A 17,633-nucleotide genomic window follows, 5' to 3' on the forward strand; every position below is an offset into this window, starting at 1 on the left:
TCCACAATAATAATAGTGCAACCACTTATATATAATAAATTATTCAAAATAAAAGATCTGGTAAGTTTCCCTACCAGATCTTTATATGAACACTGTTCTTTTATTTTTGTCTGAAATACACTTCAATCGGAATTCCGGTAAATCCGAATTCTTTTCTCAGCTGATTTTCAGTAAATCTTTTATATGGCTCCTTCACATACTGTGGCAGGTTGCAGAAAAATACAAACTGCGGTGACGGTGTAGGAAGCTGAACACAATATTTGATTTTAATATATTTTCCTTTAAGTGCCGGTGGTGGAGTTCTTTCGAAAATAGGAAGCATTACTTCGTTCAATTTTGAAGTTTTGATCTTCTTTTTACGATCCTCATACACTTCCATTGCTACTTCTACTGCTTTCAGAATTCTTTGTTTCGTCAATGCAGAAACGAAAAGAATTGGAATATCCTGGAACTGACCGATTTTATCTTTGATCGATTGTTCGAAGTCACGCATTGTATTGGTCTGTTTATCTTCGATCAAATCCCATTTATTAACAAGGATAACGATTCCCTTTCTGTTTTTCTGAGCTAATCCGAAGATATTCATATCCTGAGATTCCCATCCCTGTGTAGCATCTACCATGATAATAACTACATCAGAATATTCAATAGAACGGATTGATCTCATTACAGAATAAAATTCAAGATCCTCATTTACTTTAGACTTTCTTCTCATTCCAGCCGTATCTACCAATACAAATTCGTGTCCGAATTTGTTGTATAACGTTTGGATACTGTCTCTTGTAGTTCCTGCAATATCAGTTACAATGTTTCTTTCAACATCCAATAAGGCATTAGTCATTGTAGACTTCCCTACATTCGGACGACCTGCGATTGTAATTTTAGGCAGTCCTTCAAAAGGATCTTTGTACTCTGTTGTTGGGAAATCATTTACAATATCATCCAATAGGTCTCCGGTTCCTGAACCAGTAGCAGAAGAAAGAGTGAAATATTTATCGATTCCTAACTGATAGAATTCTGTTGCAGGAAGTTCTTCTTTTGAAGAGTCTACTTTATTGATAACAATATAAATAGGTTTATTTGATCTTCTAAGGAGTCTGTAAATTTCCTGATCAGTATCGGTAAGACCTTCTTCCACGTTCATCATAAAGATAATGGAAGTCGCTTCATCTATTGCTAACTGTACCTGCTTACGGATTTCTTCTTCAAAGATATCATCAGTACCTACATCATATCCTCCGGTATCAATTACGGTAAAGTCTACCCCATTCCAGTCAGATTTTCCGTAGTGACGGTCTCTGGTAACACCGGCTGTAGAATCTACAATAGCCTCTCTTCTCTCTAATAAACGGTTAAAAAGCGTGGATTTCCCTACATTGGGGCGTCCAACGATTGCGACAATATTTGACATAAAAAATGTTTAATAATCCTTTTGCTATGCTAAGGATACGTTATTAATGGGTTACTCCAACTTTTGGAGCCCAATTTTTTGCAAAGATAAGTTTTTATTATTTAACATAAAGAAGGCTAAGATTGGAAGGATAGAAGATGAAAAAATGACGATGGGAGTTACTATCCTACGGTTAATCTCAGAAAATGATGTCATCAAAAAACCTTCTGACTCTACAATATAACTTTAAAAACAGATTTATCGAAAAAAATAAAAAAAATAATTATTTGGCTATCAATAAGTAAAGCTATTTCCGCTCTATTATGTTAATTAATCTTCAATTTTGATTTTCATATTTAAAATAAATTCTATAATTTCGCAGCATCGAAACAGACCTATAGTGTAACGGTAGCACTCCGGTTTTTGGTACCGTCAGTCGGGGTTCGAATCCCTGTGGGTCTACAACCAAACAAAAGCAACTCGCTAATTTACTGCAAGTTGCTTTTTTATTTTGGTCACTTTTGGTCACTTGGTCACGATTTTGGTCACTGTTTTTGTAAAAAACTCTTTGAGTAAACCTATTTGGACCTACTTGAATCTGATTGTATCTTTAAGCACGGAAATAATGTCCGTTAGACTCGAAATAATCAAACATTATACTCCTAGCCGTAGCTTCCCAATCAATCACAACCCAATTAGGAATATTAAACGCATCATCTTCATATAAGTACTGCACAAAATCTTCATCGCTGTTGTATTCGCCGTAATAAAAATTGTTTACATATTCATACAAGCTTTGGAAATCCATCTTTCCAAGATTATCCAAACACGCTTCATAAACTTCTACATCATGTCCAGAATCATTGATTTGTTCAAGTACATCATAAATATCTTTTGATATATGATATTCGCTCAATAATCCCAGCTTTTCCAGAATTGGACATTCATAATCTTGAAACATAAATTCAGGGTCTTGTTCATCAGAATGAAGTTCATACATTGCTGTAAGTAATTCGTCATAATCGGAATAGTCCGAAAGATTTAACCATTTACCGTAAAGGCTTCCGTTGTTATACTTGGCATACGTGCCACAATAGATACTAGCAGTATCAAGACAATTTTGTAAATTTGTCATGTTGATAAGTTTTAAGTACGATTTAAAATTTATTGATTCGCCTTGTTGCATTGCAGTGCTTCAAGGCATTTTTTGTATATATTGAGATATATTTTAGTAGTAAGTCGCTCACAAAAGCAGTATAAATATACAACAAAAAGCCCATAAATACAAGTGTTTACAATACTTTTCAACCAAAAAATCAACCTCTGTTAAAAACTTTTTAACCACTCGGAGCGGAGAAAAGAGAAAAAACAGTCGCCAAAAACAAAAAGCTTTTGGAGGGGGGCTATATCGGGAAAACCCTCGAAGGAACACCTTCTTCCCTATGGTAGGGACACTCTCTATACCCATACAAAAATTTTGAAATTTGGGTAATTGGGAATATAATATGCATTAGGATAGTAACTCAATTTTCTGATATTTATTTATAAAGTCTAAATATCATTGAATGACTATCCTAGAGAAACATGATTATTTATTATTTTTGTTAGTATCAGAAAAATACAAAAGATAAAAGCAAAATAATATGGTGAAAAAAGGTGGAAGCTTTGAAGAAATAACACTTGAATTTCTTGAAAGCATTTTCCAAGAGTTAAATTATGAAGTTGTTAGTAGAAGAATACAAAAATCAGGTTCGCAGGATGGGTTTGATATTCTTGTAGAGCTTGTTGACGAAAAAAATAAACATTACAATATATATGCTGAGTGCAAAGATTATTCTACACGACTCAATTATACGTTGGCTCTTGAAAAAATCCCTCATATAGTCTCGACTCATAAAAAAATTGACTTGCTTCTTTTCATTTCACCACATGAAGATTTTGCAAATACAAATGAAGAAACAAAGTTAGAAAGCTTTTATGAAGCGATTAGCGATGAATGTCCTATTGAATTCTTGACTCCTGAATCTTATATTAAAAGTTATTTTGCACTATATCCAGAATTATATGAAAAAGTTTATGGTAAAAAAACAAAACCAGTAACATTAGATAATAGAAATAAGTTTCTACAAAAATTTAAGAAATTAATTTTCTCCGATAAAAACCTTAAAAAAATCATAATCAATGAAGATGATAAAAGCTTATTTATTGGCAAATTAGAAAAAGATAAATATTACATTCGTCGTTCGTTTAGAAAATATCAGGATAGAGATAGATTTATTTTCGATAATCCAGATTATAAAATTAAAATAGAAGAACAGTTAAATAAATCAAAATATGGAATTGTTATTTTGGGAAACCCAGGGAGCGGAAAAAGCCATGAACTGGAAAACCTTTCAATTCAACTTTGGGAAACTAGAGAAACTAATAATAAAATTCCAAAATTCTGGATTTTAAAAAACTTTAATTCTGAAACTAAGTTTCAAAATTTGTTACCTTCAAATTATAAGTATATTTCTAATTTAGTTATTATTCTTGATGGAATTGATGAAATTCACAACATCACAGATTTCACTACTAAGCTGAAGAGTTTTATTTTTGAAAACGAAGAACTGATTAAAAAAAATAATCTAAAATTTGTTATAAGTTGTAGAACTAATATCTACAATAATCATATTAAAAACATTGATGGTTTAGACATCTGTTTTCTCAATGAAATTCCTGAGAACTTAGCAATTAATTTTCTATTAAATAAATTTGGTCTTGATTTGACGCAAGATAGTAGATTTAGTTTTTGGAAATTCCGTGATATATTACAGACTCCATTTTATTTAGAACTTCTAGGTAAGCATTACCTCAAAACCAATGAAGTTTTATTAAACAAATCAAAACTTTTGGAAACCTATGTTGAGTATAGATTAAAAGAAGATGAAAAAATTAAATATCAAAATGATAATTCTTATCATAAATCTGAAATTTTAGAGCAATCCAAAAAAATTGCATTGTCAATGGAAGCAATGCAACAATCATTTATTTCAACGGGACAATCAAAAAAAATATGTGGAAAATCAATTGACTTATCAAAAAATCCATTTCTTCAACAAAATATTGATGAAAATTGGTGTTTTGAACATAAAAATATACAAGAATATTTAGTTGCGAAAGTACTCTCAGACTTAAAATTTGAAGAAATCATTTCTTTTATACAAATTGATGAGGATACTCCTAAAATACATCCCACTTGGTATAATGTAATATCTTTCTTACTAAATTTAGATTTACCTAAAAATTTATACGATAGATTAACGACTTGGATAATAAGTAATAATTTAAAGCTAATATTTCAAGCTGATTTTGATAGAATTATTGTAGATATTCGAATAAAATGTTTAATTGAAATATTTTCGAAAACCTGCTTACAGGAAAATCTTTGGATAGAAAATAAAGCGGAAGTTGCGCAATTTGCCAATTCAAAAGAAAGTGTTGATTATTTATTGACCCATGCAAAAGAATTTAATCTACATATAAGAGCAAGACTCTCCTCAATTCAACTTTTATCTTATATGGATTATACAGAATTTCAAATATCTGAGATTCAAGATTTAATTATACAAATAATTTCAGAGTTCGAACGTGATACAGAAAAAAATAATCAGTTACTTCAAGAAGCATTTAGATTGCTACAAAATCCTAAAATATGTACTATTAGCCTTTATAGCTTTATAATAACAAAACTACAAGAATATGACCATAGAGAAGTTGTAAGGAATATCCTCACCACTATGCCAACTGAATTGATTGAAGAAAACGTTGATTATTTACTTGATATTTTAGATAAAACTATAGGGAGAAAATATTGGGTTTATCCATCTCATTATACTTCTACTGTCTCAACAAAAGATTATGTTTTCGAACTTTTCCTGAAAATTGATAATCCAAAGTTATTAATTAAGATTTATTCATTTTTAGTTGACAGACATCAAAATCATGAAATAAGAGAAAGTCTTATCAAAGGTTTTTTAGATTATTTAAAATCTGTATTTATTAAACACCCTGAAATAAATAATGAAATTATTGAAATTATATCTAAAGCAGTTATAGATAATAAAATTAGATATTACGAGGATGATTTACTTTTAGAAATTGTTAAATTTTGTGGAATAGAAAAAGAAGTGTTTTTTATAGTTTTGAATGAGATAAAAGAAGATTTCTCTCAAAAAATTTTTCTTGCTGAAATAGTAAATGAAACATTTTTTACTGAGATACTTCAATCCTATAAAACAGGAGTTATTAATGATGATTTTTTACTCTTTTTCCGAAATGCTATTTGTGATTGGAATAGTATTGACTTAGGCATTGCCTTTGAAAAACATATAGAAAAATATAGTAATTACAAGTTTGAAGAAAAAATAGATAAAAAAGAAATTGAAGAAAAGAATATTTTTTTTCAAACTGACAGACAAAGAGAATTTGATGTGTTATTTGATAATAAATTATTGAATAAACAGATATTACAAATTTTTATTTTTAAAAATAAAAACGAACTATCATTTCAAGATATAGAAAAGTTTAATCAAACGTATTATAAGTCTTATAAACTTAAACAGAATGTAACAAAAAATGCACTACAGGTTTTACGAGATATACTCCGAGATAATTATAATAATAATGGATTAAAGCTTAAATTAAAAGACATATTTAGAGAAATTTCAAAACATCAATTATGGATAATGAGGGGAATTTTGAGTTTTTTGCCCAAAGAAAAAGATAATGGTATTGTGGTTTCTGCTGACCAGCGTTTATATATTGAAAAATGGTGTTTAAAAAATTCTGAGAAAGCAAAAAAAACATATAATAAATATTTCTCTAAAAGCGAAGAAACACCATGGAATAATAAAGAGTATTCATTGCTTAATACTGTATTTCAATTTCAAAAATATTTCATATTTAATTTAGATGAGGAGTTTCTTTTGGATATGATATTGCTAAATGCTAAAGAAAAACTTGATTTGGAATACATTCCTCAAAATTTCAATACTGAGAAAGTAACTGCAAGAATAGTTAAAAATCTTAATAGTGCTATAAAAGGAAAAAGTATCTATCTGTATATTAAATATCTTATAGACAATAATCAAAACTTAAACTGTGTTAAGTTCAATATTAAAGACAAAATAGTAAACTTGTTAGACAACAACAATCATTATCATTCAGAAAAATTGATTGAGTTACTATACTGTAAAGATATAGATTTCATTAGTGGACTAATAAATATTAATAGAATAAAAACTAGGGAAAAACATTTTTTAGATTTTATTCTGAATCTACTGATAAAAAACGAAAACATAAAATATGTTGAAAACTATCTTGTAGAAAATTATGATTTTTTGATAATGAATGAAATAATGGAAGAATCAATCATAATCAAAATGTTAATCAATGTAAATTCTGAATATGGTTTTAAAAAATTATTAAATATTATTGAAAATCAACCTAATCTATATTCTGAAATTGAAAATAATTTTAGTTACTCAAGTTGGCAAAATTATTCAAATGAAAAATCAATTGATGACTTACTTAGAATATTAGAGGTATCAATTACAAAAGAAGATATAATAAATCTAATAGATACCCATTTCTCTCCTATAAGAATATCTTTTGAATCAATAATCAGTATTTGTCAAAACCAGGACTCTTATTTTTGTCAAGAAACATTAAATAAATTAAACAGGCTGGATACGAAAAATTCACAAAAATCAAATATTGATTTATTTTATATTAATAAATTAAAAAACGATATACAGGATATTATTTACAACCATAAATCAAAGGCATTTGATTTTAAAAATACGTTAGAATTAATTAATAAATATGATTATATTTTTTATTAGAACATTTATTTAAATCATGAAATTTATATATTTGTAGCTAGAATTTTATCGAAAAATATAAAGCGTTAGCTTTTATTCTGTACAAGGAAATCTGGTACATTTCAAATACAGCACAGAATAAACAGTTGATGCCCATGCTATGCGTGGGCTATACTTGTTTGTGCTGTATGGTTTACCAGAACCTCCTTGAACAATTTAAGTTATAGTCCCACGCTTTTTGCATTTATTAACCTTCACTTTAGGGACTGAGTGATACAATAAATCACTTATGAAAAAAGTATTACTATCAGGAATAGCTGTATTATTAAGTACTTTCTGTTTTTCTCAAAACTATTATTTCTACAATAGACAGGAGAGTATAAAATATTCTGACAGCAACGGGCAAACACAATACAAAATTACTTCAAATGATACTTCAACCTACAAATTTTATTTTGAACTATCTGCCGATGGAAAAGGAACACAAATCTTTACAGTTTACAAAAATGGTGAAGAAATGTATTGGGCGGCTGAATTAAAAAAATCAGGATATAAAGAGGTTGCAGGTAAGATTTTTAAACAATCTCTGTACTACAATACCGCATCAAAAGAAAACATTTATGTTTTTATCTCTCAGGATTACAAGAGAATTATTGTTATGTCAAGTGATGGAATAGCTGAATATTACTAAGATGGAAAAGAAAACTATTCAAGTAGACAAAAACATACCTAAATCAATATTGATAGGTTTTATATTAGCTTTTTTGACTGTTTTTGCAGTAGAGCATTTTAGTACATTTTCATATATCCCAAATTTGAATATTCCAACTACTGACAATAACGGAAAGATTATTTTGAGTGGAACATATGACCCAACCACAACACGTGTAGGTACATTATATCAGACTACACCTTTTGGAACAAGGATAAACCTCCCGACAAACGGCATGATATGTAGTGAACTTCTGATTGAGGGTTCAGACTTTAAAAGCTACTCTAATAAAGGCTTGTTATTTGCAAAATCTGTATTTAACGATTACAAATTTCTTCTGTTATTTTGGTTAGCATATACACTTATAATTCTATTTTTCAAAAGATACCGTTTAAAGGTTCTGATTCTGACACTCCCAATTTTAGGCATCAATTGTAGCAAGAAACAAAAACCAATAGGTCATTGTATAACGCACGGAAACACATCAAAAATCGATTCAAACACCCAAGTCAACAAAATGCTTCAAAAAGCTGACATAACAGCTATAAAACACTAATTTCAAATAACAATTTTTAAAAATTTATCAATATGAAAAAATTATTTTTTACGCTATTATTAGCAACGACACCAATATTATTTTTTGCACAGGAAGAAAAGCCGAAAGAAATCGCAAAAGAGTGTGATTTGCCTAAAGATTTCAAAGAGCCAATCAAAAACAAACGACTGAAAAAATTCGTTGCCATTGATAATGGAGTTGAAGAAAAAGAAGTAATCATTATCAGAGCACAAAATGGTCTTGGAAGTGGAATTTATACAGCTTGCGTAAAGGGGCAGTCTATCCAATATCAGAAGATGGGAACTGTCTTTATGAGAGAAGGAAATAATCCTTTCAAAAATAACTAACCATGAGAAGCTTATTAATAGTTGTATTGCTCATAGCATCTTCAATATGTTTCGGACAAAAATCTCAGATGAAAACAGAATATGTTAAATACAGGCAGAATAAAGGTGGATATTGGACTGATTGGAGCGAATTAAAAAAGACATCTGTTACAGTAACCATAAATGCTGATGAACAAAGAATTATAGTACATTCAAGTCCGCAAGAAACATACAAAATCCTTGATTTCAAACCAACACAATATATTGATGATAGTTTGGTACAAGATTATTATTGTGTAGATTCAAGTGGTAAAAGATGTACTATAACTCTTGTAATAAGCAAAAGTGAGAACGTTATAATCAATCTCCGATACAATAATTGGCAATATATTTACAGTGGATATTTATTATAAAATCTAGCCTTAACCTTATGGGTTGAGGCTTATTTTTTATCTCTGTAAGCAAAGACAGGCAATAAATCTGTAACATAACACCAATAATTTATAGCAAAATAATCTCATTCTAACTACTCTCAAACTAACTCAAACCCTCTAATCGGGATTTTTTAAAAAAAATCTCAAAATTCATAGACCTGCAGCTCTCTGTTCTCTAGTAAATAGTAAAGGTTGTTGTCTTCCACATCATAAGTTTTATTTTTTTACAATTATTTCCTTGAAAGACAATCTACTTAAAAACTTGTTTATTCATCAATGTTTTCTATGTATTTTATACTATTTTTTTGATTTTTTGATGATGAAAAGTAACAATCCAAATATTCTTATTAGAAAATTTTAGTTTAATTGTCAAAGATTTGTATATTAATCCATATTAAAAACTTAACCATGAATAATATAATTCCCTCAAAATTAAAACAAATTGTCGAAAATATCTTAGCGACAAATGAACCAGATAAATTAAAAATATATTTTAATGAGTACCTGTGTGAATATGAGAAAATCAATTTTAATCCATCTTTAATTGAAGGAAAAAATCTTACTTTGAAAATATTAAATGAAAGTTTCAAACAACATTATCAAAATTGCATTGATGAATCCCAGAATAGATTCGATACGAAAGATTTAGTACTTTCATTTGCTACTGCAGCTGATTTTATCAAAATGAATAACTTGGAATAACAAACAATAATCAAATTAAAGAAATTCAAGAAAGACTTCCTTATGATATAAAGATTGCTGATGAAACACAATATAAATTTACAAAAGATGAATTTCTACAAATTATATCTTGGTTAAAATTCTTTAATAACCATTATAAAAATTGGAGAAAAACTGAATAGAAAATAAATATAATCGAGTTGCTAAAGTTAATATAGAAATTGTATTCTTAGGAAGACATACCATCGCTTGATGAACAGACCCAAAAACAAATCTGGCTGCCTCATTGGAAAGACTTTTGTAACTTCAAAATGGAATTACCAATACCTGATAATAAAACAGCTGTTATTGAAAGTGGTATTATGTGGAAATACTTAATTGAAGGAATCTTAAGGTTAAAGAAATAAATTAAGTAAAATCTCAAATAAACGATTGATGGAAAATCAAGAATATATTAATAAACTACAAAAAAAATCAAAAAAAATTCTGCGTTGGTCAATATTTGCATTTGCAGTGACGGCTATCTTAATCTTTTCTTTGCCATTTTTTCTTACGACATATAATTGGGTTGAGCTAGCTATTGAACCAAATGAAATTGGTGACACAATTGGTGGAATTGTTGGACCTGGTATTGCTACAATAGCAGCTATGCTAACATTTATAGCTTTTTGGATACAGTACGAAGCTAATAATGAGCAAAAAAGACAATTTGATAAACAACTGGCTATTCAAAATGCTCAGATTACAAAACAAGATACACAATATTTATTAGAACAGGTAGAGTCTAGAGTTTTTAAGTTAATAGATGTTTATAACGTTAATGTATCTCAAATGAAATTTGTATCAAATTCTGGTGAATTACATGAAAGTAAAGGTTACTTTTATTTATTATACCGAGACTTTAGATATTTGTTAGAGGAAATAGATAGATTTGATACCACTAAAAATCAATCGTTAGATGATAAAATTTATGCAGATTACAAAGATAGTCTAATTTCAAAAAATGATACAGTAAATTTAAGCAAATGGACATCATACGAAATTGCTTACATAATTCTTTATTTTGGTGTGGGATTTATGGGGCGTGATAATATCAAACTAATTTTCCATTCAAAATATAAAGATGATTATTTAACTCCACTACTAAATTATTTATCAAATAAACCAGAAGATGCAAGGCATAATTCCACATCTAAAGAAACTTGGGAAAGCATATTCACAACATTTCAAGATTTTGACAGTCCAGCAATAAATACCCAAAAATACTATTCAGGTCATCAGGGGACATTGGGGCATTATTTTAGGCAATTATTTATGTCAATTAATTACATAAACAATCAATCAAAATTAAGCTATACTGAAAAATGGGAATATGCTAAAAACTTTCGTTCTTTGTTTTCTAACCATGAACAATTGATATTATTTATAAATAGCATTTCAATCTTGGGAAGAGCTTGGGAACTGAAAAATCAAGATGAAAATAAAAGATTAATTACTAAATATGATTTAATTAGAAATATTCCAAAAGCATATAGAATTAAATACGACATAACCTTATTCTATCCACAGGTCGAATTTGAAGAAGAGGAAACAATTTTAAATCCATATCGAGAAAATCTTAATGAGAACATATATAATTAATATTTAATATTCTATAAATGTAATTTCATAGTATACATTAAACTTCATTATTTATTAATCTATCAATAAAACATTTGGAACTAGAGCCTAAGATAAATTTTCTTTTCTTAGAAATAAATTATGCAAGACAAAGGAGTATTAAAAACTTTCCCCAACCCCTGTTAATCAATCGTAGTTTTACTACACTTTTTGAATTTTTTCAAAATTTGTATATGTGGTATTATACATTTATCTATATTTGGTGATATAAACACAAATACCACAGTATTAATGAGAAAGAATATTTCCAATTCTGAAAAGATTTCAGAGAACCATATAGCAGGTATTAACCGTGTGGTTAAGCTGGACATTGTGGTTGAAGGGAAATCTATCAGTCATTTTAAACACTTTCGTTTACAACAAAGTGCCAGAAAACACCATTATTTTGAATTGATTCTAGCTCATGATTCTTTAGGTGAAATACAGAACCACAATCTTGAAGAAGCCCAACAATTTTTAGGAAAAAGACTAACAGTAACTTTCAAATATAAAGACTATGAAGACGAAAGCCCTGAAAGAACATTTGTAGGTGTTATTACAAAGATTGCATTTAGCCAGGAACAAATGAGCCTTGGTAATATTGTACTTAAAGGTTATAGCCCTACAGTTTTAATGGATTCAGCCCCTCATACTCAGAGCTTTGGAGGTCGTCAATCTGTAAATACCTCCATTATTGCAGATAGAATTATTAAAGAAGCACTGGGAACAAGTAAGTTTGATTTTAGAATAGAAACCCAGAATAAAAGTTATATCAATTACAGTGCACAATATTGTGAAACACATTATAATTATCTTGCAAGACTAGCAGAAGCCTATGGAGAGCAATTTTATTATGATGGGTATATCTTACATTTTGGAAAACTTCCAGCACCTGAAAAGCCTATCCAACTTATTTACGGAAGTAATGTTACAGATATACAGGTAGAGTTAAAAGCTGTTCACACTAAACCTGAATACTTTGGTTATAATAGCAGCAGCCATGCAAAAATGCTAGGGTCCGATAATAAGATAAAACACCTCGGAGATTTATCTCAAAAAGCATACGTATTAAATGATGACATTTTTAAAACAAGGTCTCTTACCCCTACTCCTATCAATGCTAATATGTTTTTGGATGTGGATGATTCTCAAAAGAGTGCCAGGGGAAGTAAAGCCGTAGAAGTTTTTACTGTATCTGGAAGTACAACAGTTCCTTTTTTATTCATAGGCTGTGTGGCAGACATAGACATGAGAAATCAAAGCAGTAATCAGACATCACATTTCACAACCCTGATGATGACAGAGGTAAACCATGAAGTTGATGCCAGAGGTTATTATACAGGAAGTTTTGAAGCTATAGCTGAGGGAACAGGTTTCATGCCTAAACCAGCTTTTATAACGCCCAAAGCAGAACCACAGGTGGCAACGGTTATCTCCAATGTAGACCCTTTGAATCAAGGCAGAATACAAGTGCAGTTTGACTGGCAATTAAATGATACCACCCATTTTATCCGAATGATGAGTCCAGATGCGGGAGGTACAGATACAGTAAGCCAGAATAGAGGATTTGTAGCAGTTCCAGAAATAGGAGACCAAGTAATGATTGGCTTTGAATACCATAATCCTGATTTTCCTTTTGCAATGGGTGGCATGTTTCACGGAGGTGTAGGATTGGGAGGTGGTATGGACAACCGTGTAAAATCTATTCAAACAAGGAGCGGACATCGCTTAGTATTTACAGAGGATGAAAGTATTTTATTGACCGATAAAAGTGGAAATGAGTTGAGATTTGATACAGAGGGAAGCAACATTAATATTACTGCCCCTGAAACCATTACTATAAAATCAAAGAACCTGAAATTTGATATTGAAGAGAATATCGAAACCAAAGCAGGAAAGAATATGGATACCAATGTTGGACAGAATATCAAGATTATTGCCAAACAAGAGATAAGCCAAGACAGTGGTAAGAAAACCATTATCAATGCTGGAACCAATACCGAAATATCAGCAAAAGCACACCTAGACCTTTACGGTAAAGAAAAATTCATAGGTTATACTGATGGCCAAACAGAGTTCGGAGCAAAAGACAGAATGCATGTATATGGAGCCAACTCATTATTAACTGCTAAAGATAAGATTGAGTATAAAGCCCCACAAATGAATAAACTTCCTGAAAATGGCAAGTTTGATTATACAAAAGAAAAGCAGATTGTAAGTGTACAATGGATGGATGATGAAATGAACGAGAATATTAGCGAAGCATATATTGGACAAAAAGTAAGCTTGTTTATACATACAAGAAACTACGAAGAAGGTGAAACTGTACAATTGAATGTTAAAGAAATTCAAGGAAAAGAAGTTGAGGACAAAAAAAGTTCTGTGCCCTATTCAGGAGCTGTTGATAAGAATGGATTTGCAATTTTGAAAAAACGAATCATTATAAAAGAATATCAAAAGGAAGGATAAAAAAAGGGATGAAATAAATAAAAATTAATTTTATGGACGGAAGAGTTTTTTATGTAGAAATAGATGGCGTTGAATATAAAGATGCCCTTTTAAAAATAGATATTAGTGTTGATATTTTTGTAAATGAAGATGGAAAAGAAATAGGCCGAGTAGCAAACAAGGGAATTAGGGATAAGAAAAGAGATAGAGCAGCAAAGGAAGATATTTCAACGGACTTAGAAGTTGATTTATCTTTTGACAAGGGGCAAGCTAATGAAAATGAGGAAATAAAATTTACAATTACAGCTAAAAATCTTGGCCCGAATAAGGCAACAGGTGTATACGTTGAAAATACATTACCTGATGGATATTCCTTTGTAAATGCAACTCCCTCTAAAGGAACTTGGGCTAACGATGAATGGACTATTGGAGACATGGAAGTAAATAAAGGTGAAACACTTGTTATGACAGCCAAAGTAGCAAGCGGAGGAAATTACGAAAATAAGGTACAGATATATTCAAATGAAGTATATGATAGGTTTCCCACAAATAATGCAAAGAAAACAGGTAATAGAGTTTTTGTAATAAAAACAACTACAAAAACGTTCGATTCAGGGGCAAAAGGAGCAAATCTCTCAAATAAAGAAGCAAAAGAAACTGAAAAGTTTATTACCGAAAATCTTCAAAAACCTGAAATGTTCACGGCTGATTGTCTGGCTTACAAGAATACTATTGAAATTTACCCAAAGGAATCTACAAGACAAGCTATGGTAGATATTGTACAACAAGATGATGGGAGTGGGGGAACAGTAAAGGAAAAACCACAAAATAATAAAGAATATGGTGGTAGTATAAGTCCAAGTGGCATAGTAAAAGAATCTAGAACAGGACAGATTAATGACATTAACGAAAGAGGATATGCTGAGATACAGATTGAAAGTTTTGTTGGTGACTCAACTTTTCATTCCCACCCAAGTGGAGGCGCAGAAGAAAAAAAGGAAACACCAAATGCTGGTAGTAGAGTAGCAGGTTTTGGAAGTGGAGAGGATAAAGCTCCTGAGTATTGCCATGCACCTTCAAATAAATTTACAGATAGCGAAGGCAAAATAAAAGGAGATATTTACAGTCTTCAAAATGATGCAGATAAAGAAATAATTAGATATGAATTTGCAAGGAGAAAACCACAAAAAGTATATATATACAACTATTTGGGAGTTTTAGCGACTTTACCACATGAATACTTTGTAAATTTTAAAAAATAGAAATAGAAATAGAATTAAAATGAAAATATTACTATGCTATATTTTATTGTTGTTATCAATTGGAGTGAAATCACAACATAAAGTATCCAATTATGAAGATGTTATACTTGAGAGAAGTATCGAAGATTTAAATAACATTTTAAGTAAATCCACTGATGAAGCAGAAAAGGAACTTATTGAAAATTATGTATTGATTAAAGATGATGGACATTTGATTGATAATAAATACTTCAATGTTCACTCAACAAAAAAAATTAATGAGAATAATCTTAATGAGAATATGCTTTGTAATAAAAAAAACTTATTCAAAGTCTTTAAACTCATTAAAAAAGAAGGACTTAAGTTCTTAAAAGTAAGTATAAAGAGAACTGAAAATCATTATTATGTTTTCTTCGAAACAATGTGGGCAACAAAGACAAAAGATAATGACATTTATTTTAAACGTTACAATACACTTGCAATGTTTTTATATAACTATGATAATGATAAAAAAGATTTTTATTTAGCTGAAACAGAACTATTCAGACATTAAAACCAGCATAAGAAAAGCCACAAAAGTATAGATATAACATGAACTTTTATACTTTATTTATATGTATGAATGTATAAAATTAACCCATATGCAAAATTTTTATGCCACACACTATCACAGATACCACCCAGCTAAAATGTGATAAAGGAACTTCACCAACTCCACTCACAGTAACAAGTCAATCTTTTATGAGTATTGATGGAAAGCTACAGGCTACAGAAGAGGACAAACAGCCTAACACCAATATTAAACCTTTTGGAATATGTAGCGTTTTAAGGTCTTCCTGTACACCTTCACCTATTACATGGAATGATACTTCTGATTTTGAAATTGAGGGTAAAAAAGAGCTGTTAGACTCCTCTACTTGCCAATGTTCTATTGGTGGTAAAATATCAGTTATAAAGTCAACACAGAATTTTGTGAAAGAATAAAATACTAATAATTATGGGCTACTATTTAATCAACAGGGATGACCCCGAAAAGCCATTTTCACAATATGTAGATAGAATTGAAGATTTAATCTATCATATCAAAGGTGATATAAATGATGCTATAATTGTTTCTGGAAAAAAGAAATCAGAACCTTTTTTTCTAAGAGATTCTGAAGAATACAAAAATCTCTGTAGTGAAAAGTTACGAAATGGTATATTGGCTCAGGAGGTATTCAAAAAATCAGCCATAGAAAGAAGCTTTATGATAGAAGATATTCCCCAAGATAAAACAAGTTTTCCAAACTATAATATCATTGATTCTTTTACAGTAAAAAGAGCTGATTTTGTCGTTAAAAACTGTAAGGATATTGAAGTAGATGTCAAATGTCTTTCCATTTATACAACAAACAGCATTCAGTATTTTTATATAAGATACCATGAGATAAAGAAACTGGAAAGAATGAATAGCCTGATTGATAAAAAAACAATTTTAGCAATTTTTAAGCAAGATTCAATTCAAGCCAATGATGAATCCTTAAAAATGATTGAATTATCTACGATTCATAAAGAAAATAATAGGTCTGTAATTTATGATAAGAACACTAAATGCTTCAAAATTCCTTTGGATTTAACAACACCTGGTTTTAAACTATTAGAAGAACATAGAATCAACAGTGAATTGTATTTTGGTAAAAATAGCCTAAAATAGCACAGAAAGACAGACCTCAACACCTTTTAAACGTCATAAATAAGATTGTTGGAACCCTATACAATAAAATTTCCAATTCCGCAAAAAATGTGGAAAAAAACTAACTTTAATAGATAATTACTAACACTTTGTTGTTACTACCTTTTTTTTATTCTATCTTTGTGTAAGAACGTTACGGTAACATTGTTCATACCTGTTACACGGGTGGAAACACTATGTATGTAAACAAAACAACTCAGGGTGCAACCTGAGCTGTTTGGTCATTCTGTTTAACTTCAAAAATCCGAGTCAATGGAAATTTTTGAAAAAGATGGTAAAACTTACAAAAAAGTGTTTACCAAGTCTATCAGAAAGAATGGTAAAGTAATTTACCATCCAAAAGGAGGCGTATTTGTTTTCACAGTAGAAATAAAATAGCCAACTTTTTTATCTATGCTCCTTGTACATACAAGGAGTATTTTTTTATGCATTATGCACCTTTGTATAAAGACTTGTGCAAATATGTGTGCTTTTATTTGCGTAAATGTACGAACAATTGTTCAATCCTACTCACAAATTGCAAATAATTTGCAAATAATTTGTATGCAATTTATTTACAAACTACTTAACAAACATTTACTATCCAAACA

At 29.8% G+C, this 17,633-nt stretch carries 15 protein-coding genes and 1 tRNA gene; 14 read left to right on the plus strand and 2 right to left on the minus strand.

From position 1 onward, the window contains the following. Window positions 1–100 precede the first annotated feature (100 nt). Window positions 101–1,411, minus strand: a complete 1,311-nt coding sequence (der, locus tag M2372_RS06085) for a ribosome biogenesis GTPase Der (protein WP_115970043.1) — start codon at window positions 1,409–1,411, stop codon at window positions 101–103. Between the two features lie 370 nt (window positions 1,412–1,781). Between der and M2372_RS06090 the strand changes: the two genes are divergently transcribed. Continuing rightward, window positions 1,782–1,852, plus strand: a tRNA-Gln gene (locus tag M2372_RS06090). Window positions 1,853–2,000: 148 nt separating this feature from the next. Here M2372_RS06090 and M2372_RS06095 read toward each other — a convergent pair. Further along, the gene (locus tag M2372_RS06095; protein WP_123317964.1) at window positions 2,001–2,525 is read right to left on the minus strand and encodes an antirestriction protein ArdA; all 525 of its coding nucleotides are present in this window, start codon (window positions 2,523–2,525) and stop codon (window positions 2,001–2,003) included. 508 nt (window positions 2,526–3,033) lie between these two features. Between M2372_RS06095 and M2372_RS06100 the strand changes: the two genes are divergently transcribed. From M2372_RS06100 to M2372_RS06160, 13 genes are all read left to right on the plus strand, one after another. Next, window positions 3,034–7,275 (plus strand): NACHT domain-containing NTPase, encoded by a 4,242-nt coding sequence (locus M2372_RS06100; RefSeq protein WP_123317963.1) that lies wholly within the window; start codon window positions 3,034–3,036, stop codon window positions 7,273–7,275. Window positions 7,276–7,543: 268 nt separating this feature from the next. Next, window positions 7,544–7,945 carry a hypothetical protein gene (locus tag M2372_RS06105; RefSeq protein WP_123317962.1) on the plus strand — a complete coding sequence of 134 codons (402 nt, stop codon included), beginning with the start codon at window positions 7,544–7,546 and terminating at the stop codon, window positions 7,943–7,945. Between the two features lies 1 nt (window position 7,946). Beyond that, window positions 7,947–8,522, plus strand: coding sequence for a hypothetical protein (locus tag M2372_RS06110; protein ID WP_185018679.1), 576 nt, complete (start codon window positions 7,947–7,949; stop codon window positions 8,520–8,522). Between the two features lie 32 nt (window positions 8,523–8,554). Continuing rightward, window positions 8,555–8,869, plus strand: coding sequence for a hypothetical protein (locus M2372_RS06115; protein ID WP_123317961.1), 315 nt, complete (start codon window positions 8,555–8,557; stop codon window positions 8,867–8,869). Between the two features lie 2 nt (window positions 8,870–8,871). Continuing rightward, on the plus strand, window positions 8,872–9,261 hold the full coding sequence (locus M2372_RS06120; RefSeq protein ID WP_148060697.1) for a hypothetical protein: 390 nt from the start codon (window positions 8,872–8,874) through the stop codon (window positions 9,259–9,261). Window positions 9,262–9,690: 429 nt separating this feature from the next. Next, on the plus strand, window positions 9,691–9,984 hold the full coding sequence (locus tag M2372_RS06125) for a hypothetical protein (RefSeq protein ID WP_123317959.1): 294 nt from the start codon (window positions 9,691–9,693) through the stop codon (window positions 9,982–9,984). A gap of 414 nt (window positions 9,985–10,398) precedes the next feature. Further along, complete coding sequence (locus M2372_RS06130) at window positions 10,399–11,604, plus strand: putative phage abortive infection protein (RefSeq protein WP_123317958.1); 1,206 nt, start codon at window positions 10,399–10,401, stop codon at window positions 11,602–11,604. A gap of 270 nt (window positions 11,605–11,874) precedes the next feature. Further along, window positions 11,875–14,091 (plus strand): type VI secretion system Vgr family protein, encoded by a 2,217-nt coding sequence (locus tag M2372_RS06135; protein ID WP_123317957.1) that lies wholly within the window; start codon window positions 11,875–11,877, stop codon window positions 14,089–14,091. Window positions 14,092–14,123: 32 nt separating this feature from the next. After that, window positions 14,124–15,332, plus strand: a complete 1,209-nt coding sequence (locus M2372_RS06140; protein WP_123317956.1) for a DUF11 domain-containing protein — start codon at window positions 14,124–14,126, stop codon at window positions 15,330–15,332. Between the two features lie 19 nt (window positions 15,333–15,351). Continuing rightward, a complete protein-coding gene (locus M2372_RS06145; protein ID WP_123317955.1) occupies window positions 15,352–15,864 on the plus strand; it encodes a hypothetical protein in 513 nt (170 codons plus the stop codon). Window positions 15,865–15,965: 101 nt separating this feature from the next. Further along, window positions 15,966–16,295: a DUF4280 domain-containing protein gene (locus M2372_RS06150; protein WP_123317954.1), complete on the plus strand. Its 330-nt coding sequence runs from the start codon at window positions 15,966–15,968 to the stop codon at window positions 16,293–16,295. A gap of 13 nt (window positions 16,296–16,308) precedes the next feature. Further along, complete coding sequence (locus tag M2372_RS06155; protein WP_123317953.1) at window positions 16,309–17,004, plus strand: hypothetical protein; 696 nt, start codon at window positions 16,309–16,311, stop codon at window positions 17,002–17,004. A 291-nt stretch (window positions 17,005–17,295) separates the two neighbouring features. Then, the gene (locus tag M2372_RS06160; protein WP_259080649.1) at window positions 17,296–17,421 is read left to right on the plus strand and encodes a hypothetical protein; all 126 of its coding nucleotides are present in this window, start codon (window positions 17,296–17,298) and stop codon (window positions 17,419–17,421) included. Window positions 17,422–17,633 lie beyond the last annotated feature (212 nt).

It is taken from the genome of Chryseobacterium sp. BIGb0232 (assembly GCF_024810195.1).
In the GTDB taxonomy this organism is placed as follows: Bacteria; Bacteroidota; Bacteroidia; order Flavobacteriales; family Weeksellaceae; genus Chryseobacterium; species Chryseobacterium pennae.